Below are 18,937 nucleotides of genomic sequence, written 5' to 3' on the forward strand. Positions count from 1 at the left end.
AAAATCAGCGGTTACAAACAGGGAATTTAATCAATTCCCTAGATTTGAATATAGAATCGAATTTGTAAAACAATCGTCATTACGGTCGCTGCGATCGTTGTGGCAGCAAACCAAAAATCGGATCGGCCGGCACTAATGGTTTGGTAGGAAGTCCGCTTTACTTTAAAATTGAGTTTGTAATAATGCATGGCCAGCGAGATCGCATGCCCTTTGCTCAACACGCGGAACAGGAGCGGCAGCGACACAATGACATAATTTTTTAATTTAGCAAATGCGCTGCATTTATCGACTTCCAGTCCGCGCGACTTCTGCGCTTCCATAATGGTCGCAAATTCCTGAACGATCATCGGAATGATCTGGAATACAAGCCCGACACCAAAAGCAACCGCGTACGGCACCCGCCATGATTGGAGTCCAAGAATGATTTGGCTGAAATTCGTCGTCAGTATCACGGTATAGAACGCGGAGATCATTAGGAAAATCCGCAGTGCGTACACCGCTCCTTTATAGAAATCAAACCATTCCAAACTGAACACATACGCATGACCGAACAATGAGAACCCTGATCGGAAGATGGCCGGTCCTTCATTCACTGTAAACAGCCCAAGCACCAGCCACAGCAGGAAAATAAATAGGAGCAGTACCTTGACTTTGTTTGCCAGCACCAGTATATAACTGCCGATTCCTCCAATCAGCCAGATGGCGATGAAAACAAGAAAAAGGAATAAGAGTGCCGCTCCGCTCTTCACAAAAGAAGTTAAAACCGACATGATGATAAAAAAGACAAATTTGCTGCGCGGATCAAGCCGGTGCAGGAACGAATTCAATTCAACATACTGCAGAAAGTCACCCACGTTCTGCACCCCCGATTTTCTGAAGTTCATCAATTTGAGCCGCGAAACTTGCGACGTCGCAGGCAAGCGGAGACAGTCCCAGTTTCTTCGACAAGCGAACCACCGGAGGAAGGTCGATTTGAATTTTCTCGAACAAAGCTTCATTTTCAGCAAGCTGCTGCACGCTGCCAGCCGCAAGCTTCTCTGCATGATCAAGAACGAGCAGCTGATCGGAGAGCTTAAAGACCAGCGGAATCTCATGACTGATGAGGATCACGGTCTTGCCCTGCTCCTTCAGTTTGTGGATAATTGCCTCCAAATGGCGACGTAAATGCAGATCCATACCCAGTGTCGGTTCATCCAAGATGACTACTTTGGCGCTTGAAAAGAGAACCGAGAGAATCGTTAGCAAATGCTTTTTACCCATCGACAGATTCACCGGAAGCTCCTCTTTGTCTTTTAACAGATCATAGTTTTCAAGCACTTCCAGCGCATCTTTTTCTGCGAATGGTATCCCTTGGGCACGCGCGCAAAAGGTCAGTTCACGGTAGACATTCTCTTCAAAAAGCATGTGCTCCGGATGCTGAAAAACGAGGATCACATCACGACTAATTTCAGCAACCGACTTAGTTGTCGTTTCCTTGCCAAGATAGGTGACCGTCCCCTCAGTAGGTCGGTGCAACCCGTTCAAATGCTTGACCAGGGTTGTTTTTCCTGATCCATTCTGACCAAGAATGGAGATGATCTTGCCTTTTTCAAAGCCGGCGTTGATCTTTTTTAGCGCTTGAAAACCATCAGTAAAGCTTTTGCTGAGGTTGTTCACCTCAAGCACTTGTTCCGCACGCTGAGGACCTTCGGCAGGCTTAGCAGCCTGCGGTACAACGCAATCCTTGAGTGCTTCATAAGCGGCATCAAGCGTTGTGAACGGCTTTAGTCCATCCGATTTCTTTGCCAATGCGTGATAAATGTCAACCGTTTGTGGAACGATGACGCCAAGGCGCTGAGCAAGCTGCGCGTCTGCAAAAAATTCATCTCGGCTTCCGTCAAACACGACTTCCCCATGGTCGATACCGACGACATGATCAACAATATCCGAAAACCAATCCAGATTGTTGTCAACGATGACCGTGGTCTGTCCCGCAGCGCGAAGCTGGTTCAATACCGACTGAATTAAGTGCTTTCCTTTTGGATCAAGCGAGCTGACCGGCTCGTCCATAATTACAAGATCCGGCTTCATCGCAAGCACCGATGCAATACACACTGCCTGCCGCTGCCCCCCGGACAGCGTTGATACGGCGCGCTTGCGCAAATGCTGAATATGCAGTAAATTGAGTACCGATTCAACCCGTTCACTAATTTTCTCGCTGCTGAGGCCTAGGTTCTCTACGCCGAACGCGAGCGCATCCTCAACGCCGTAGCCGAACAACTGATTCTCAGGGGTCTGACTAACCACCGAAATCATCACGTCATCCTCATGATGAAAGGTTCCCGTTAGCATTCCTTTGTTCATCAGCTCCGGGATGACGCCGCTCAAAATACTGACCAGCGTTGATTTACCGCTTCCGCTTGGGCCGACAATTGCCGTTACTTCGGCTGGACGGATTTCCATATTAATATTTTTTAAGATAAGCGGCGTATCTGCACTGTATTGATAGCTTATCTTTTCAATTTTGAAGCTCATAGTGATCTCCCCGCTTTATTGAATGGCATCCGATGACTCAATGGGAAAGAGCGGCAGTTCTCCCAGATAGATAATATCGTCACGTTTCACCGCGTCTTTTCCTTCTGCAAGGATCGCCGCTTTACCAACAACCGTACCTCCAGCACGGGTAACCAGTGCTTCCAATGCCCGCGAGGATTCCCCGGTACTGATTACATCGTCCACAATCAGAATCCGTTTTCCTTTAATTAGATCACTTTCTTCTTTTTCAATACAGAGCAGCTGCTTTCTTTGCGTCGTAATTGAATAGACCTCCGTCGCAAACGGATCACTCATATACGGTTTAATGCTCTTTCTTGCAACAAAATAACGTTTCTTACCGCAGAGTCGTGATAATTCATAGACAAGCGGAATGCCTTTTGCTTCGGCAGTGATAAAATAGTCCGCATCCGGTATCCGTTCTTTCAATTCTTGAGCAGCAGCCTCAACGAGTTCTGTATCCCCTAAGATAACGAAACTTGCGATCTTAATATTGTCCGCAATCCGAACAATCGGTAATTTCCGTTCGACGCCGGCAACTTTGAGTAAATATTCATCCATTAATCCTTCACCTGTATCCCTTTCAAAAAGTTTCACGGTTTCATAGAACAAAAAAGGCAGGGAACAGGTGTCCTCTGCCTATGGCGAATTCCGATGAGCCAAGTCAAACCTAATTACGCGGGCAACGCAAACCGCATTCGACTCGCTCGGAATAATCAGAACACCATAGTGCAGGCAATTTACGGTTGCCGCGTAGAAACATCTGCACCCTATTTGCAGACTTATACGGTTTCTTAATAGGTCTCTTCGACTTATTTCGATCTAACATTAATAAAATTATATCACCGTAATAATTTTTTGGCAACCGAATCATTTTTCAAAAAATTAGTCGACTGAGCGCTCGTCTTTATTCGATTTACACGTCTTGAGACGCTGCGACACGCATCAAAAAAGACGGGCAAAACTGCCGTATTCTCAAGTGGAACACGAACCGATCGCTTGCCGAATGCCGCATGCGACAGCTGTTCTTTGAGATGCAGCCATTCCCCGCTGTCATTGATGTAAAAGGCAAAGGACCCTCTTGATGCGTAGAAAGCAATGTAGTGATGCCCGTTTCGATACGCCGGCATGCAGCAAAAGGTTGTTTCCTGCCAATCCGGCAGATGTCTGCGCATAAACGAAACCATTGTTCCCATCCAGATGCGTTCCTCTCTGTTAAAATGCTGCAAGTACTCCAAGCGCTGCAGCAATTCAGAAACCGTTTCCATACTATCACTCCAGACCTGATGATCATTCGTTAGCATGGCAAACCGCTGCGGATCTTATACGCAGAAAAAAATTGAGACGCATCTGATAAAACTTTTAAGTGCATCCAAATTACGCGCTCTGCATCGCCTTAGTTCGTCGAAGCGATTCAATGCCTTCAAAGCATAAGGGGGGTCGAAAAAATAAAAAGGAGGGGCGTACCGTTCCCTCCTCTCCTGTCTCATTTCTTGATCTCCCAGTAGCAGCGCTTCGGTGAGACAATCTTCTCTTCTTTTTTTAATTTGGTCATGACTTTGTTGACTTCTTTTTTGTCGATTCCAGTTGCTTCAGCGACTTTACCCGCATTTGCCGGTGCATCAGCTTTTTCAAAAAAGGCTAACACGGCATCATAGCTTTCCATGATTGAATCCCTCCGATGATCTGTTATTGTAGCGCTCAAGTCTATTATAAGGACGCGCTCTGACTCGCACACGTTGAAAGTTTGTCAATTGTTTTCCACTTTCGCGTGAAGCCCGGCCCATTACTTATGGTTTGTTATGATGCGTTGTTTTTTTCTTTTTTTCATTGAACCAAAAGAGGTCCGCAAGTGTCGAAACCAAATGGCCAAGAAATTCAACCATCATCCATCATCCTCCTTAAACCATTCCAGTTCCAACTCATGCTCAATCGGAATCCCATTCTCAGCGGTAAGCGGAATTTCTGGTTTTATTTTTCTTGCCTTTCGAACTGCATGCTGTCGGAACGCCGCAAGCGAAAATCCTCGTTTTTGATAAAACTGCAGCGCGCGGACATTGTCGTTGGTTGTCGTCAGATAAAACCGTTTTGGCCCTTCAAGGTTCAAGAAGCGGTCAAGTAGCGCGGAACCAACCCCTTGGTTTTCTTCAAAACTGTCCAGCGACAAAAGTTCAGCGTCTGAATGTTCATCAATGCGGTAGATCAGCAAACCAATCACCCGATGATCGGCTTTCGCCATGAAACCGGGGAAATCAGCCAAGTCAAAGCATGCATCGTGAACCACCATCATATCGTTGCCCCAGTTTCCATGAGCAAGTTGACGAATCAACTCTCGACTTTTCGGACGAATCTCATCAATTGTCCATTTCATTTTCCAAACTCCTCATTGTCACTCATCCTCTCAATAGGACGTGTACTCAGCGTTCTTTGCAGCAATAATTCATCTTTAAAAATGGATAGCGTCCGCCATTTGTCTCCTGAAGAAAACTGCCTTCCTCGACAAATCCTGCTTTTTTATATACTTTTATCGCTCGCTGATTGAAGGTCGCAACAGACAGCGTCAGATGATCGGGTCTGCTTTTTGAGATAATATATTGAATGCCTGCCTCAACGAATTGCTGTCCCTTCCCCTTACCGGTTAGTTCCGGCTTCATTCCTAAACCGATTTCAATGGTTTGGTTTGAAACAAGAAAAAAGCAAAAAAAGCCAACCAGTTCCTGCCCTTGGATGACGCTGTAATAAGCATCGCCGCGAGCTTCAGCGCTGAGTAGTTCCTGCAGATCCTCTTCATCTGCTTCCATATCGTAAAAAGAATACTCGCCCTCATAATGCCAATGAAAGGCGATTTCTTCAGCTTGTTCCTGTGTCATTCGTTCGATTCGATTCTTCATTAGAAAACATCTGCCTTTGCAAAATCGTATCAAATTCATTTTCATGGTACGCTAACTCTATGAAGAAAAGAGGCGTATTCAATGACTTTAATCAAAGAATTCTGTGCAGAAAATTTTACCCATGTTCCGAAAGCAATTGAACGCGGTGCAGACCGGATTGAGCTGTGCGACAACCTCGCAGTCGGCGGTACCACGGTCAGCTCCGGCGTTATGGCGCATACGGTCCGCTTCTGCCATGCCCGCAACATCCCGGTAATGGTCATGATTCGTCCTCGCGGCGGTAATTTTGTCTTTACCCGAAATGAGCACTGCATCATGCGTGCAGACATCGATCAGGCAAGCCGCTTCGGTGCTGATGGCGTCGTTTTTGGATGCCTGACCGATCAAAATCAGCTCGATGTGGGTGCAACTGCTGACTTAATCGATGCAGCTTTCGATTTAGAAATCACCTTTCATATGGCATTTGATCAACTCTCCCACGAGGATCAATTTGTTGCCATTGACTGGTTAGCGGCCCGCGGTGTTAAAAGAATCCTGACCCATGGCGGACCAATGGATCAGCCGATCACGCATCACGTGAATCATTTGCGCAAATTGATTCACCATGCCGCCGGCCGCCTGATCATTCTGCCTGGCGGCGGCATCACGACCGTGAACGCTGCGTTCGTTGCTCAGCAGTTGTCGGTTCAAGAGGTCCATGGTACGAAAATTGTTCCGCTTCCTTAAAGCAGCTGCTGATAGAGCTTGAGAAAATTCCCGCCGAGGATTAATCCGATTGCCTCATCAGAGTAGCCGCGCCGGATCAGTTCCTCGGTAAACAGCGGCAGATGCTTATGACTCGGAATCACATCAAAGGATTCGCGCGTATGTCCCGCCGGCTTAAGCGGCAGTTCGGTCAGGAAGGTGCAAATATCGAGACCAACACCGACATGGTCGATGCCAACCAAGTTAACCATATAATCCAAATGATCGATCAAGTGCGCCACATCACCGTCTTCATAACGGTCGGAGACAAACGCATTGAACCCGTTCATTCCGATCACAGCGCCTCTTGCGGCCAGCTCGCGAATCTGATCGTCTGTTAGGTTGCGCATTGATGAGGCGAGCGCGCGTGCGTTGGAGTGTGAGGCAATAATCGGGCAGCGGCTGCGCTCCAGAACGTCGGCCAAACCAGCATCGTTCAAATGACTGACATCAATGATCATCTTAAGCCGTGCCGCCTCTTCGACCAATTTCACCCCAAACTCCGTCAGTCCGCCTTGCCGTCCTTCATCAACCGCTTTAAAATGACTGCCATCGGCGGCAAAGTTGCGCCTGCTCCAGGTCAGTCCGACAAAGCGCACCCCAAGCTGATAGAATATCTGCAAGAGTCCAAGATCATTGGTAAGTGGGTCCACGCCCTCAAGAGAAAGTAAGATTGCCAGCTTATTATGCGCGTGCGCATCTAAAACCGCATCATAAGTCGTGCAGAGCTGAAGTTTATCCGGAGACTCCTCAATTTCCGAATAAAGTGCACTAATCTGATCAAGTGCCATTTTCAAGCCCATTTCCGGCAGGTACTCACTTTCAATGAACAACGAGCAGACCAGTGCGCTAACCCCGCCCGCGCGTAGATCCGGCAGAAAATCCGTCTCAATCACTTTACGGTAGCCCAGCTTGCGCCGCAAATCCACTTCCATCAACAGATCAAAATGCGCGTCAAGCACGATATAGTGTTCATGCAGCCGCTGTGCATGTGCCTGAATCGATTCCTCCACAGCCAATTCCCCCTATGTATCACAAAATGCATCCCCAACAGCTGAGGATGCATTCATTTTCTTCATTATATCACGAGCAGAAACGGAGCAGATTACAGATCCTTGCGCGCAAAAATGCGCAAAGAAAGCATGATTGAAAGCAAGGTAATCAGCACACCGACTAGCGCCGGAATCCAATGCTGAATCATCGCTGGAAAAGGCAGCGCATACGAGAAGTGAATCGGATGCGTGCGCAACCCTTTCATCAAGTAGCCAAGGGCAAATGGCGTGCAGAAAATAATGACGAGAAAGATTCGACGCGTTTTTTCATAGCCAAACTTGTATTGAACCGGAATCAGAATAGCAAAAAAGAGACTGAAAAAGAGCAGGCTCACACTGAAGCCAGAGACCGACAGTCGTTCCATGTACATTGGAACCACCGTCGCGGTCATCATCTGAATCAACGCGCACAACATAAAAATGAGACATCGAGGTATTTTGCCAGAACAACCGATTTCCGCATATACGGGGTCGCGCACAGCAGTGAAGTCCCTTTATATTTATACTCATCGGTCATCACATGATTGTATGAAAGATAGGCAATAAACAGTACAACGATAAAAAAGCTGATTGAGCTGGCCATCATCTGCGAAGCAAGGTAGATCGGAGCAACAATGGCAAACGCCATAAAGAAAAGAAGATCTTTTTTGATCAAGATAAAGTCCTTCAATACAAGATTAATCAGCATCGTGGTCACCTCCAATATACGCCAGCATGATGTCTTCAATGCACGCGCGCTCAATCACTGCTTCAGGCATGACCGCACGCACGTTGTCCCTTTGATTCGTTACCGCTTCAAAACCGTATGGCGACTGGCGCACACTCAAAAAAAGTCCACGTGTCTCTTCATTGATCCAAGCGTTGTCTCCTTTGACACGCACATGCGTTTCAAGTAGCTCATCTTTTTCTTCTTCAAAGATTATTTGCCCATGATCAATCAGGATGAGCATATCAGCAATTTTCTCCAGATCGGACGTGATGTGGGTCGAAAAAAAGACACTTTTTCCTTCTTCCTGCATGAACTCAAGCAGAATATCCATCAACTCGCTACGCACCAGCGGATCAAGCCCGCTTGTCGGTTCATCCATAATCAAGAGATCAGCATGATGTGAGAGCGCAAGCGCCACCGCGTACTTCATCCGCATCCCTTTGGATAAGCTGGCAATCTTCTGTTTTAGATCCAACTTAAAGCGTTTGATGTAGCTGAGAAAAACAGCCTCGTCCCACTGTGAATACGCCGCGGCGAGTACGTTTTTCATCGCTTTGAGGGTCAGATTCTCATAAAAATAGCCTTCATCCATAACAAACCCGATCCGATCCTTCAGTTTGCGTTCATTTTTATTCAGGTCTTCGCCAAACAAACGAATCCGCCCGGAATCCTTAACCACGAGACCGAGAATCGATTTAATGGTCGTTGTTTTCCCAGAACCGTTTGTCCCGATAAATCCGGTGATACAGCCTTCTTCTAATGAAAAATTCACATGATCGAGGCAAAAACGCTGAAATCGTTTAGTCAATTGATTTACTTCTAACACCGCTTGGGTCATCGTTCATCCTCCTCTTCAAATAAGAGATCCAGCATCTCATGCAATGCGCTCTTTTCGATCCCCAGTTGACGCGCCATCCGGCAGGCAGCGAGCAGCTTTTCTTCTACCATTTTCCGCTTGGATTCAATCAGCAGCTCTAGGTTTTCCGGCGCAACATACGAGCCTTTACCGACCCGCGTGGTGATGAATCCTTCCGCTTCAAGTTCCGCGTATGCCTTCTTTGTGGTTAAAACGCTGACATGCAGATCATTGGCCAACGCGCGTATTGTCGGCAGACGCTCGCCCTCTTCCAATGCGTTCGTCATAATCGCTTGCTTGATTTGATCCTTAATCTGTTGATACAAGGGCTGATTTGATCGATTTTGAATAATAATTTTCATTCTGCAACCTCTTTATGTGCTCATCTGTACAAATTGATTATATACAATATACACAATATGTACAATAGGTTTAAGAAAAGCACCTCCTGATGAGTTGCATCATCAAGAGGTGCTTTTACTTTTGGAGTTTTCGCTTTAACTCCGCCGTTCTGCTTTTTGTATTCGCTTTCGCAATGATCTTCAATAAAAAAAGTGCCTCTCAAGTCTTAGTCTTAGCAGGAGCGCTACATCCCTTTCCTTATTTGTCCAAATTAAGTGTCGCAACATAGTTGTCACCGGTTGTGCTCAGCACATAAAGCGTCAGCTTGGCGGTCTTTCCGTTCTGCTCGCTTTTTATCGTGTCAAGATCAAGAGCAATGTTGCCGTCCGACGTTTCATGTGTATAGTAAAATTTCTTGTGCGCGTCCGTATCATATTTTTTCCCATCGGAAATCGTATAGGCCAATGTTCCGGACTCTTCCGTCAATGGACGGACATCTGCAGTAAAGTTTGCCGGAATCTCAATTTTTTTCTTGCCGACATAGAGCGCATATTCATGTTCACTGCTTGTCGGACGCAGGTCTGCATGGATACGCTTTGCAGCTGAATCCCCCGCGCCACCTTTTTCTTTGCTGTGAACAATATAAGCAACGCCGTTCGCCCACGCCTTTTGGAATTGATCAACCTTATACTTTCGCACTGCGGTATCGTCGGACGGCGCGAACGAATCATTAACAATCACATAATCCTGCCCATTCATTGTCTCGAAACCGCGCACAAGAATCAGATGCCCCGGTGTCGTACCCGGTGCACCTTCTACATACGGCTCATGCGTATTCGACGGGTCATTCGTGTAGCGAACGCTGACAGCGACCGGATACCCCGCTTTAATTTCGCGCTTCAAACCGTCAAGATCCGTAAAAGTTGAATACGATTGATAACCGTAGCTGCCGGCAAGCGCTGAGCTGAACGCCCAGTTTCCGAATCCTTCATAGTCATAATCATAATCACGAAGCGCCGTCTCCTCGAGAAGTAGGTTTTCACCCATACGATTCAGTGCCATTGTAATGGTCGTTGGGCTGCAAATCGAATGAGCGATTTTCGGATCACGAATCATCTGCGAGTAGGCAGGTGTCTCAATATCTTTATTCAGTTTAATTGTCGTCGGATGCTGGCTCATCGTACCCCAGCCCAGCGCAGTGGATGCCGCAAGCAGCCGAACCGTCGGCGCCGCCTGTGGATTATCGGTATGCAAAAGCGCTCTGATCTGGAATTTGTCCGCCGTTTCGCCGCGGCTGCCACGTACCGTGAATGTATCCACATCAATATAAGCAAGCGGATCCGATTTGTCGCTAACGCTCGATCGTTTGATGTTCGTCCCCCATTTTCCCCAGGTTCTCCATGTCGACCAATCCTTGACCTGCTCATTGTCCCCATGATCATGCTTGATTAAGGCACGCACCTGAATCTCAACATGAGTTCCTGCCGGCGTGTCGCTGTTCCAAGAAGCAATCAGATACTCGAATGGATCGGTTGAAATTTCCGGGGATACAAACACACCGTCGCGCGCATAGCTGCCGTGCGTTTTTTTCAAGGTCACCGCACCGTCGCCGGGACGTTGATGAATCGTCACATTTTGGAGTGCTCCTGTTGAAAATTCCTTTGCTGAACGGATGATGTACGTATGATCACTTTCTTTCCCTGATGCTTTGGCATGCCGCGCAAAGGTTTGTACCGGAATGCCGGCAATCAAACATACCAGAGCAATCGCCAATGCAGATTTGAGTCCTTTTTTCATTCGGATGCCTCCCCACTATTATTTATTGCGAGTGAAAAGATCGCAATAAATAATCTCTTAATTTCTAACATAAGCCGATAGAAACAAAGAGAATAGAGTCGGTACGACTATTTTCAATATATTTTTTTAATTCTAACTTTTAATCGATTAATGGCACAGCAATGCATATCGGCGCGAACTATTCGCACCTACTGATCACTTTTCATAGGACAAATCAACCGTGCAGAACGATGGAAGGTTATGCTCAGAAGCTTTGATTCGTCGCGCACCGTTTCAAACGCCCTGACATACAGTGTGTTAACCGATAGGAACGAAAGGATGAATCCAATGTATTCAAATCAAATGTACCCGATCCCCTATAATTGGCGGGATTCTGGGGATGCCGGCCGTGCTGAATTTTCGCCGTATCCACAGAATCCTGCCTGGCAAATGCCCGTTTATTATCCTGACCCCGCCTACGCGCAAGGCTCGGTTTATGAACCGGCGTTTCGACCGGCTGTCATGAACCGGAACGATTACGGTCCGGCTCCGATTGCTTTTAATATAGAAGAAGTAACCAAGCGGAATAACGCCTATCGACGCGCATTATGGACGGGGAGTCATCTGCAACTGACGTTGATGAGCATCCCTGTTGGCGGAGATATTGGGCTTGAAGCTCATCCGCATCTGGATCAATTTATCCGTATCGAGGAGGGTCAAGGACTTGTCATGATGGGTGATCGGCAAGACCAGCTCACGTTTCAGAGACCGGTATCCGATGACTTTGCCTTTATCATCCCTGCTGGAAAATGGCACAACTTAATCAATACAGGCAATCGACCGATCAAACTGTACTCGATTTATGCGCCACCACAACATCCACATGGAACGGTTCACGAAACAAAGGCCGACGCCATGGCTGCCGAACATTGATACTCACACTACCGCCGAATCCTATTTTTTCGTACCCATTCGACTTTATTAAATGCTTAAAATAGGAAAATAGTCTACACTAACAAGAGCAACAATTCTCATGCAGAAAAAGGAAACGGCGGTGCTTTTGTGTCTTTACTTGAGTTTTCACATGTCTCGTTTACTAGAGAAAACAGAACTATTGTTAACGATCTCTCATTATCCATTGAAGCAGGGGATTTTCTGTCGATTGTCGGTCCATCTGGAAGCGGAAAGAGTACAGTGCTCAGGCTGTGCTGCCACCTCATCAGTCCCACTGAAGGAACGATTCACTTTCACGGGCAAGATCTGATGCGCTTCAATCCAATGGAACTGCGCAAACAGATCAGTTATTGCTTTCAGATGCCCTACTTGTTCGGGGATACGGTGCGCAACAATCTGGAGTATCCGTTTTTGCTGAGAAACAAGCCCGTCGATCCGGACCGGCTTGAGGAATTATTCGCGGCTTTTCAAATGTCGACAAGCAATTTGGAAAAGGAAATTCAGCATCTCTCCGGCGGAGAAAAGCAGCGCATTGCCCTGATGCGCAGTATCGTCTTTCAGCCGGAAATTCTGCTGCTGGACGAAGTGACCTCGGCGCTCGATGTAGCAAACACGCAAATCGTTGAAAAAGTCATTGAGGCGCTGAATCAAGCGGGTATAACCATTCTGTGGATCACCCATAATCCGGAGCAGAGCCGCAAGTACGCGAATAAGATCCTGACCATTGATACCGGGGAAGTCCGCTCATTGGAGGCGATTCGATGAACGGCTCAGCTGCGATTCAAACCAGCTCGCTCTTGATTGCTTCTTCGCTGGTACTTGTCACGCTCTTTTTCTCGTATTGGCAGAAGCTGAAGCTTGAAAAAGAAACGCTGATCAGCGTGATTCGTGCCGTCATCCAGCTTATTGCGGTCGGCTATGTTTTGAATTATGTATTCGGGGTGAAAAATCCCCTATTCACAACCTTTTTGCTGCTCTTCATGACGTTTAACGCCGCGTATAATGCAGCAAAACGCGGCCGCACGATAAGACATGGGCTCGAGATTTCGTTTTTTTCCATTTTGATCGGCGCACTCGTAACCTTGACGGTGCTTCTGCTCTCAAAGACGATTCACTACGAACCGTACCAAATGATTCCGATTGGCGGCATGATTATCAGCAACGCCATGGTTGCGCTCGGGCTGTGCTATAAACAGATGACCGCCGACTTCAAGACGAAACGTGAGGAAGTCGAAACTAAGCTGGCGCTCGGTACAGACATTCGCGCCTCTTCGATTGACATCATCCGCGATTCAATAAAAACCGGAATGCTGCCGACAATTGATTCTGCTAAAACACTGGGGATCGTATCCCTACCCGGGATGATGACCGGTTTAATCCTTGCCGGCGCTTCGCCGCTTGAGGCGATCAAATACCAGCTGATGGTCACCTTCATGCTGCTGTCGACAACGGCAATTGCTTCATTCATTGCTTGCTCCCTCGCCTACCGCGCCTTCTTTAACGCGCGCATGCAGGTGAAGTGATTGCCGAAACAATAAAAAGCGGATGCATGTTGCTCCGCTTATTTCAATTCAACGGCTGCTGGGAGAAGCAGCCGTTTTTACAGGTAAAGAAAGTTTATAAATTACCTTGCTGATACGATGATTAGCGTTATAAAAGTGAAACTTTCGCTAATTGTAAAAGGAACTTCCGCTAAAGGCGATTGAAGACCCACCCGATACCGAGTTTTTAGTCACATCAACCCGGCACTGTTTTCTCTAAACGACTTGAAGCATTTTCAATATAAGGTATACTAATAGCAAGCACGATCATTTGTTCTCATTTGTTCTCTTCTCGATTCGCTTCACACATTCCTCTCGAATGACCGAAACATACCTCGCAAGGAGGCTTCCTATGTCTATAGACCACGATCGACGCTTTAAAGTCCTGCTTCACGCGTTTTTTGATGAATTTCTCGAAGCATTCTTCCCGAAAATTTACCAGGCACTTGATCTTTCCGAGAAAAAATTCCTTTCCGAGGAACTGTTTGCGGATATGGTCGAAGGCGACAAAAAACGGGCAGATGTTATCGCAGAAACGAAGCTGAAATCAAAAAAGGATGTCATCCTGATTGTCCATCTTGAAGCACAGAATTATTACCAAGATGATTTTTCCGAACGGATGTATATCTATTACAGCATGATCTATCTGAAATTTCGAAAACCTGTTTTACCAATCGCCATTTTCAGTTATGATGGAGTTAGAGATGAACCGGACGAATTTGTGGTCAAAGTGCCGCATCTAATGGTTGTTAGCGCGTTCCATTTTTTGAAACTCGAACTTTCCAGAATGAGCTGGCGAAAATTTATGAACAGCAATAATCCTGCCGCCGCCGCGCTGATGAGCAAGATGAACTACTCGAAAAGGGAACGTGTACAAGTACGACTTGCTTTTATCAGGCAAATGATCACCATGCATCTTGGAGAAGCACGTGAAAGCATGATCAATGGATTTTTCGAGACCTATCTTCAATTAGAAAAGGAAGAGGTGGATCAATTGATGGATCAAGCAAAAAAGCTTCCGGAAGAAATTCGAGAAGAAGTGCTCAAGTGGCCCAATTCCTTTTATGATCGCGGAAAGAAAGAGGGAATTGAGCAAGGAATTGAACAAGGGATTGAAGAAGGAATTGAACAAGGAGAACGAAAAGCAAAGGAACAATTTGCACGAAAGCTGTTGCAAAAAGGAATGGGTCATGCTGAAATCAGTGAACTAACCGGATTGAGTGATAAAGAGATCATTAAGTTGGAGGATCAGAATGGGTAAAATGAGCATAGAAATTCGCGAAGAAGTGCTCAAGTGGCCCAATTCCTTTTATGATCGCGGAAAGAAAGAGGGAATTGAAGAAGGAATTGAACAAGGAGAACGAAAAGCAAAGGAACAATTTGCACGAAAGCTGTTGCAAAAAGGAATGGGTCATGCTGAAATCAGTGAACTAACCGGATTGAGTGATAAAGAGATCATTAAGTTGGAGGATCAGAATGGGTAAAATGAGCATAAAAATTCGCGAAGAAGTGCTCAAGTGGCCCAATTCCTTTTATGATCGCGGAAAGAAAGAGGGAATTGAACAAGGGATTGAACAAGGAGAGCGAAAAGCAAAGGAACAATTTGCCCGAAAACTGTTGCAAAAAGGAATGGGTCATGCTGAAATCAGCGAACTAACCGGATTAAGCGATAAAGAGATCATTAAGTTGGAGGATCACAATGGGTAAAATAAGCTGAATTATAGTGTTCACCCAATGAATGACCGCCTGCCGTATTTGCTTGTACAGGTGAAGTTGGATCCACGTGTTCCAAGAACGGTCTTGGGACGCGAGGGTTTAATTTTTTTATTTGTGTGCGTACAAAAAATGCCTTAAGCGAAGCAGCTGTTTCGCTTACTCCGCTTAAGGCATGAAACACCGTAGATTTAGTCGTGTACTCACACACGCAAGTTCAATTAGGCCAGTGCATCAACAATCGCTTTGTTAAATGTAGGCAGATCATCAGGAACGCGGCTGGTAATCAGCGCATGGTCAATCACAACCGGTTCGTTCTCTACAACCGCACCTGCATAGTACAAATCCGGTTGAATGGATGCGTAAGCTGTTAGCGTGCGCCCCTTAACCAAACCGGTTTGAATGAAGAGCTGCGGGCCATGGCAGATTGAAAACAACGGTTTATTATAAGCCAAGAAGTATTTCGTGAATGCAACAAACCGCGGATCAACGCGCAGCTGGTCGGGCGAGAAGCCGCCTGGAATGAGCAGCGCATCAAAGTCTTCCGGATTTACCTCATCAATCCCTTTATCCACAGGAATCTTCGTGCCATGTTTGCCGGTTAATTCGGTACCTGCTTCTTTCTCAATCACGGTAATTTTATGGCCGGCAGCCTCCAAAGCTTCTTTCGGTGACGTAAATTCAATATCTTCAACATCATTTGTTACAAGAACGGCTACTTTGCTCATATCTTAATTCCTCCTAAGGTTCTTTTTGATACCAACAACTATATGGTATACTTGGTATATTAATTTTTAAAGTACGCACTTTTTTGTTATCCAGTAACCAGAAAGTAACCAAGGCGAAGAAATGAGGGATTCAAATGACCGATGTCGTACGCAAAGACGTCCAAAAGAAATTGCTGTCGGGAGATTACGGCTGCGCCAAAGAACTCACCCTATCGATGTTCAGTGGCAAATGGAAGCTCGTTATTTTATATCATTTAGGGAAGGACGGTATCTATCGCTTCGGTGAATTAAAAAAGCTGTTGCCGCATGCCTCCAATAAAGTGCTGACCCAGCAGCTGCGTGAGCTTGAAGAAGACGAACTGATCACACGTACTCTGTATCCTGAAGTGCCGGTTCGCGTTGACTATGAGATCACAGCACTAGGGCAAACGCTCCTTCCGATTATCGATCTCATGTTCGAATGGGGGACAAATCGGCTGAAACAGCTCAAACACGTTGCGCCGCGCAATATCAATGAGGAAGCAATTAAAAAGAAAGAATAAAAAAAAGATGCCACCTATTTGTTCGAAAAAGATGAACACAACGAATAGTCTATAAATTCATTTCCAATTGGTGAAAAAATTGCTATATTAATAAAAACAACATCCTTTCGAAACAACGAGATAAAGGTGATTAGCTGTGAAAACCCGGACCAAGCGCATCACACAACACGCTGCATGTACTCAACCGTTTCTTCTTGTCTGCTGCTACATCTGCTCGATGATTATTGCACTGATCATCTATTTAGCCGGAGGAACAGTCTATGCCTATACCAACCTGATGTATTTGCCAATTACGCTGGTTGCAGTGACTCGCGGCAAAATTCATGGAATGATCCATGCCTGTGTAAGCGGATTGGTGATCGGTCCGTTCATGCCCTTAAATCAGTTTCAAGCCACACAATATCCGGTAAATTGGTTGATGCGCCTTGCCATTTTTGTCATGGTTGCTTTTGTGATTGGTTTTCTCGCCGACTACTACAAGGCAAATTATGAACAGAATCTTCGCCGTGAACGCACGCTTCAAAAAGCGCAAAGCGCCACCCTATTCTCGCTTGTAAAGCTGCTTGAATCCAGAGATGTGACCTCAGGTGCCCATGTCGAACGCGTTTCCTCATCGTGCAAGCTGCTCGCTGAAGAACTTCAACGCCTGCCAAAGTTTCAAAAACAGGTGGACAGCGCCTATATCGAAACGCTTTATGAAGCCTGTCCGCTTCATGATATTGGGAAGGTCGGCATCGCTGACGACATCCTGCTCAAACCGGGAAAATTAACGGAAAAGGAATTTGAAGTGATGAAGACGCACACCGTGATTGGTGCCGAAACCTTGTCGGAAATCCAGCAAAAATATCCGGGCAATAAATTTTTACAAATGGGGATTGCACTCACTCGCTCGCATCATGAAAAATGGGATGGCAGTGGTTATCCCGACAGAAGCGCAGGCGATGCCATCCCGCTCTCGGCTCGTATTGTCGCCCTTGCCGATGTCTATGATGCCCTGCGTTCAAAACGCCCCTATAAACCCGGTTATTCTCATGAAAAGGCAGTGGAAATTATAAAACATGAACGAGGACGACATTTCGATCCGGTCATCACCGATGTTTTCCTCGCGCATGAAAAATCATTTCAAACGCTTTATGATCAGTTTAACGAAGAAGGAGCAGTTCCCCTGCGATGACCAAGGTGTTCGCACCGCATCCTACGCGATCACTTTTCCGATCATGCTTGGTTCAAATAAATGAAACCACGCGATTCCGTCCGTCTCTTTTCGCTTGATAAAGAGCAAGATCTGAATTCGCCATCAGAAGATCCAATCGTTTCTCATTTAATTGTGGGGCAGCAAGGCCAATACTTGCGCTTAGGAAGAAACGCTTCCCATCCTGAAACGTTAAACAGCACGATTCAATTTGCTTTCGAAGCCGCTCTGCAATGCTTATCGCTTCATTCCGCGACGTGTTTGCCAAGAAGACGGCAAATTCCTCCCCACCGATTCGGGCAAAGAGATCCTCTTTGCGCAGCACATGCCGGCACGCCTCCGCAACCATCTTTAACGCACGATCTCCGGCCGCATGCCCATAGGAATCATTAATTCGTTTAAAATGATCCAGGTCAAAATAAATGAGTGCGCACTCATCCTGATGATCCGTTTGTACCAGTTGAACTTGTGCTCTGCATTCAAACGACCTGCGATTGTGAATTCCCGTTAAGCCATCCGTATTTGCCTTCCGCAGCAGTTGTCGTTCCAATTGTTCCGAATGCGCACGATAGAAGTAGGAAGCGTAACCAAGCCCAATAAAGTTGATTGCCACATTAATCAAATACATTGACGTTGCCATATATGGAATGAGCGGTGTAACCGGTGAATGCGTCTGTGTATAATCGTACAAAAACAACGTATCGCCGAAAAGAAAAAGCGCAACGGCAATACGCAAAGCACCGGGCCATCGCGCAAAGAAAACAATTGGAACCAAGGAAAAAAGATAGTAATAATGGCCCTGTTGCCATCCAAATACAAGCACGCAGCTGCTCGATAATACCGAAAGCTCAAGAACCCAGAGGAAACTGGCAATACGTACATATCGTTTGCGATTAAGTGTTAAGCAGAACAGATCCAAAGCAGCAGCCGATAGATCGAGCGTGAGAATCAAAGGATTGCCAAAAAAAGAAAAAACAGGCATGAGCAAAACATGTGCAATAAACGAAAAGGTAAACAGATTCGTACAGAAAACAACAAATTTCCGGTCATTCTCAGTCCCGTTTTCACCATAAGGATCATTGGTTTGTATGACTATTTTTTTCATAACGATTCAACCTCTGTAATACCAGATAAAAGTCGCAAAAATGAAGAATTGAGGAGCAGGAAGGAGATGTCAAGATGCACGTATCTGGCGCTCCATTGTATTATATTGAGCCAATGATGAGTCATGCAGACAAAATCTAAAGTGCAGTTTAATCGACCCAAGAAATGCCGTCGATATACCGCCAAGTGTAGAACTAATATGATAATTATTATCATTATACCTTATTATCCAGGAAAAACTAGGAAAAAATACTTAGGAAA

General features: G+C 46.0%; 22 protein-coding genes, 1 pseudogene and 1 riboswitch. Of the genes and pseudogenes, 9 read left to right on the forward strand and 14 right to left on the reverse strand.

Annotated features, from left to right (window positions below):
- Positions 1-38: 38 nt before the first annotated feature.
- The 7 genes from AA84_RS0102205 to AA84_RS0102245 all read right to left on the reverse strand — a co-directional run bounded on the left by AA84_RS0102205 (position 39) and on the right by AA84_RS0102245 (position 5,423).
- Positions 39-854, reverse strand: coding sequence for an energy-coupling factor transporter transmembrane component T family protein (locus AA84_RS0102205; RefSeq protein ID WP_010024009.1), 816 nt, complete (start codon positions 852-854; stop codon positions 39-41).
- The gene (locus AA84_RS0102210; protein ID WP_028975839.1) at positions 847-2,514 is read right to left on the reverse strand and encodes an ABC transporter ATP-binding protein; all 1,668 of its coding nucleotides are present in this window, start codon (positions 2,512-2,514) and stop codon (positions 847-849) included. Before AA84_RS0102210 ends, AA84_RS0102205 begins: the two co-directional genes overlap by 8 nt.
- A 15-nt stretch (positions 2,515-2,529) precedes the next feature.
- Complete coding sequence (locus tag AA84_RS0102215; protein WP_028975840.1) at positions 2,530-3,093, reverse strand: phosphoribosyltransferase family protein; 564 nt, start codon at positions 3,091-3,093, stop codon at positions 2,530-2,532.
- A gap of 146 nt (positions 3,094-3,239) precedes the next feature.
- Positions 3,240-3,342, reverse strand: a riboswitch (purine riboswitch).
- A 32-nt stretch (positions 3,343-3,374) separates the two neighbouring features.
- Positions 3,375-3,800, reverse strand: coding sequence for a hypothetical protein (locus AA84_RS0102220; protein ID WP_028975841.1), 426 nt, complete (start codon positions 3,798-3,800; stop codon positions 3,375-3,377).
- Positions 3,801-4,018: 218 nt separating this feature from the next.
- A complete protein-coding gene (locus AA84_RS0102230; protein ID WP_010024014.1) occupies positions 4,019-4,198 on the reverse strand; it encodes a hypothetical protein in 180 nt (59 codons plus the stop codon).
- Positions 4,199-4,417: 219 nt separating this feature from the next.
- Positions 4,418-4,903 (reverse strand): GNAT family N-acetyltransferase, encoded by a 486-nt coding sequence (locus AA84_RS0102240; protein ID WP_028975842.1) that lies wholly within the window; start codon positions 4,901-4,903, stop codon positions 4,418-4,420.
- Between the two features lie 46 nt (positions 4,904-4,949).
- Positions 4,950-5,423, reverse strand: a complete 474-nt coding sequence (locus tag AA84_RS0102245; protein ID WP_028975843.1) for a GNAT family N-acetyltransferase — start codon at positions 5,421-5,423, stop codon at positions 4,950-4,952.
- Positions 5,424-5,504: 81 nt separating this feature from the next.
- Here AA84_RS0102245 and AA84_RS0102250 point away from each other — a divergent pair, with 81 nt between their 5' ends.
- On the forward strand, positions 5,505-6,149 hold the full coding sequence (locus tag AA84_RS0102250) for a copper homeostasis protein CutC (protein WP_028975844.1): 645 nt from the start codon (positions 5,505-5,507) through the stop codon (positions 6,147-6,149).
- Here AA84_RS0102250 and AA84_RS0102255 read toward each other — a convergent pair.
- From AA84_RS0102255 to AA84_RS18525, 5 genes and pseudogenes are all read right to left on the reverse strand, one after another.
- Complete coding sequence (locus AA84_RS0102255) at positions 6,146-7,180, reverse strand: dipeptidase (protein WP_010026125.1); 1,035 nt, start codon at positions 7,178-7,180, stop codon at positions 6,146-6,148. The two genes, AA84_RS0102250 and AA84_RS0102255, sit on opposite strands and share 4 nt — an antisense overlap.
- Positions 7,181-7,272: 92 nt before the next feature.
- A pseudogene (locus AA84_RS19310) lies at positions 7,273-7,907 on the reverse strand (ABC-2 transporter permease).
- A complete protein-coding gene (locus AA84_RS0102265; protein ID WP_037562725.1) occupies positions 7,897-8,766 on the reverse strand; it encodes an ABC transporter ATP-binding protein in 870 nt (289 codons plus the stop codon). The pseudogene AA84_RS19310 and the gene AA84_RS0102265 overlap by 11 nt, the downstream one beginning before the upstream one ends.
- Positions 8,763-9,146, reverse strand: coding sequence for a GntR family transcriptional regulator (locus AA84_RS0102270; protein ID WP_028975847.1), 384 nt, complete (start codon positions 9,144-9,146; stop codon positions 8,763-8,765). Before AA84_RS0102270 ends, AA84_RS0102265 begins: the two co-directional genes overlap by 4 nt.
- 238 nt (positions 9,147-9,384) lie before the next feature.
- A complete protein-coding gene (locus tag AA84_RS18525; RefSeq protein ID WP_081791706.1) occupies positions 9,385-10,923 on the reverse strand; it encodes a C39 family peptidase in 1,539 nt (512 codons plus the stop codon).
- A 327-nt stretch (positions 10,924-11,250) separates the two neighbouring features.
- Here AA84_RS18525 and AA84_RS0102285 point away from each other — a divergent pair, with 327 nt between their 5' ends.
- The 6 genes from AA84_RS0102285 (at position 11,251) to AA84_RS0102310 (ending at position 15,104) form a co-directional block, all read left to right on the forward strand.
- Positions 11,251-11,835 (forward strand): cupin domain-containing protein, encoded by a 585-nt coding sequence (locus AA84_RS0102285; protein ID WP_028975848.1) that lies wholly within the window; start codon positions 11,251-11,253, stop codon positions 11,833-11,835.
- Between the two features lie 129 nt (positions 11,836-11,964).
- On the forward strand, positions 11,965-12,621 hold the full coding sequence (locus tag AA84_RS0102290) for an ABC transporter ATP-binding protein (protein ID WP_028975849.1): 657 nt from the start codon (positions 11,965-11,967) through the stop codon (positions 12,619-12,621).
- A complete protein-coding gene (locus AA84_RS0102295; RefSeq protein ID WP_028975850.1) occupies positions 12,618-13,379 on the forward strand; it encodes an ABC transporter permease in 762 nt (253 codons plus the stop codon). Before AA84_RS0102290 ends, AA84_RS0102295 begins: the two co-directional genes overlap by 4 nt.
- A gap of 370 nt (positions 13,380-13,749) precedes the next feature.
- Positions 13,750-14,658: an RpnC/YadD family protein gene (locus AA84_RS0102300; RefSeq protein WP_037562727.1), complete on the forward strand. Its 909-nt coding sequence runs from the start codon at positions 13,750-13,752 to the stop codon at positions 14,656-14,658.
- Positions 14,651-14,881 carry an RpnC/YadD family protein gene (locus tag AA84_RS0102305; RefSeq protein ID WP_223362293.1) on the forward strand — a complete coding sequence of 77 codons (231 nt, stop codon included), beginning with the start codon at positions 14,651-14,653 and terminating at the stop codon, positions 14,879-14,881. The genes AA84_RS0102300 and AA84_RS0102305 overlap by 8 nt, the downstream gene beginning before the upstream one ends.
- Entirely contained in the window at positions 14,874-15,104 is a 231-nt protein-coding gene (locus tag AA84_RS0102310; RefSeq protein WP_028975853.1) for an RpnC/YadD family protein, read from the forward strand. The genes AA84_RS0102305 and AA84_RS0102310 overlap by 8 nt, the downstream gene beginning before the upstream one ends.
- Before the next feature lie 227 nt (positions 15,105-15,331).
- Here the strand turns inward: AA84_RS0102310 and AA84_RS0102315 are convergent, their stop codons facing one another.
- Positions 15,332-15,838, reverse strand: a complete 507-nt coding sequence (locus AA84_RS0102315; protein ID WP_028975854.1) for a type 1 glutamine amidotransferase domain-containing protein — start codon at positions 15,836-15,838, stop codon at positions 15,332-15,334.
- 134 nt (positions 15,839-15,972) lie between these two features.
- On the opposite strand from AA84_RS0102315, the gene AA84_RS0102320 reads away from it, so the two are divergent.
- The gene (locus AA84_RS0102320) at positions 15,973-16,380 is read left to right on the forward strand and encodes a winged helix-turn-helix transcriptional regulator (RefSeq protein ID WP_028975855.1); all 408 of its coding nucleotides are present in this window, start codon (positions 15,973-15,975) and stop codon (positions 16,378-16,380) included.
- Positions 16,381-16,516: 136 nt separating this feature from the next.
- Entirely contained in the window at positions 16,517-17,554 is a 1,038-nt protein-coding gene (locus AA84_RS18250; protein WP_051577774.1) for an HD-GYP domain-containing protein, read from the forward strand.
- A gap of 52 nt (positions 17,555-17,606) precedes the next feature.
- On the opposite strand, the gene AA84_RS18255 is transcribed toward AA84_RS18250, so the two are convergent.
- Positions 17,607-18,677 carry a GGDEF domain-containing protein gene (locus AA84_RS18255; protein ID WP_051577775.1) on the reverse strand — a complete coding sequence of 357 codons (1,071 nt, stop codon included), beginning with the start codon at positions 18,675-18,677 and terminating at the stop codon, positions 17,607-17,609.
- Positions 18,678-18,937 lie beyond the last annotated feature (260 nt).

It is taken from the genome of Sporolactobacillus terrae DSM 11697 (genome assembly GCF_000648615.1).
Classification (GTDB): Bacteria; Bacillota; Bacilli; order Bacillales; family Sporolactobacillaceae; genus Sporolactobacillus; species Sporolactobacillus terrae.

What these genes read in the sequence shown, in the direction of transcription:
- AA84_RS0102285 (WP_028975848.1), top strand. Translation starts at nt 11,251, where the DNA reads ATGTATTCAAATCAAATGTACCCGATCCCCTATAATTGGCGGGATTCT.
- AA84_RS0102230 (WP_010024014.1), bottom strand. Translation starts at nt 4,198, where the DNA reads ATGGAAAGCTATGATGCCGTGTTAGCCTTTTTTGAAAAAGCTGATGCA.
- AA84_RS0102305 (WP_223362293.1), top strand. Translation starts at nt 14,651, where the DNA reads ATGGGTAAAATGAGCATAGAAATTCGCGAAGAAGTGCTCAAGTGGCCC.
- AA84_RS0102240 (WP_028975842.1), bottom strand. Translation starts at nt 4,903, where the DNA reads ATGAAATGGACAATTGATGAGATTCGTCCGAAAAGTCGAGAGTTGATT.
- AA84_RS0102265 (WP_037562725.1), bottom strand. Translation starts at nt 8,766, where the DNA reads ATGACCCAAGCGGTGTTAGAAGTAAATCAATTGACTAAACGATTTCAG.
- AA84_RS0102210 (WP_028975839.1), bottom strand. Translation starts at nt 2,514, where the DNA reads ATGAGCTTCAAAATTGAAAAGATAAGCTATCAATACAGTGCAGATACG.
- AA84_RS0102300 (WP_037562727.1), top strand. Translation starts at nt 13,750, where the DNA reads ATGTCTATAGACCACGATCGACGCTTTAAAGTCCTGCTTCACGCGTTT.
- AA84_RS0102295 (WP_028975850.1), top strand. Translation starts at nt 12,618, where the DNA reads ATGAACGGCTCAGCTGCGATTCAAACCAGCTCGCTCTTGATTGCTTCT.
- AA84_RS0102250 (WP_028975844.1), top strand. Translation starts at nt 5,505, where the DNA reads ATGACTTTAATCAAAGAATTCTGTGCAGAAAATTTTACCCATGTTCCG.
- AA84_RS0102315 (WP_028975854.1), bottom strand. Translation starts at nt 15,838, where the DNA reads ATGAGCAAAGTAGCCGTTCTTGTAACAAATGATGTTGAAGATATTGAA.
- AA84_RS0102310 (WP_028975853.1), top strand. Translation starts at nt 14,874, where the DNA reads ATGGGTAAAATGAGCATAAAAATTCGCGAAGAAGTGCTCAAGTGGCCC.
- AA84_RS0102320 (WP_028975855.1), top strand. Translation starts at nt 15,973, where the DNA reads ATGACCGATGTCGTACGCAAAGACGTCCAAAAGAAATTGCTGTCGGGA.
- AA84_RS0102245 (WP_028975843.1), bottom strand. Translation starts at nt 5,423, where the DNA reads ATGAAGAATCGAATCGAACGAATGACACAGGAACAAGCTGAAGAAATC.
- AA84_RS18255 (WP_051577775.1), bottom strand. Translation starts at nt 18,677, where the DNA reads ATGAAAAAAATAGTCATACAAACCAATGATCCTTATGGTGAAAACGGG.
- AA84_RS18525 (WP_081791706.1), bottom strand. Translation starts at nt 10,923, where the DNA reads ATGAAAAAAGGACTCAAATCTGCATTGGCGATTGCTCTGGTATGTTTG.
- AA84_RS0102215 (WP_028975840.1), bottom strand. Translation starts at nt 3,093, where the DNA reads ATGGATGAATATTTACTCAAAGTTGCCGGCGTCGAACGGAAATTACCG.
- AA84_RS0102220 (WP_028975841.1), bottom strand. Translation starts at nt 3,800, where the DNA reads ATGGAAACGGTTTCTGAATTGCTGCAGCGCTTGGAGTACTTGCAGCAT.
- AA84_RS0102270 (WP_028975847.1), bottom strand. Translation starts at nt 9,146, where the DNA reads ATGAAAATTATTATTCAAAATCGATCAAATCAGCCCTTGTATCAACAG.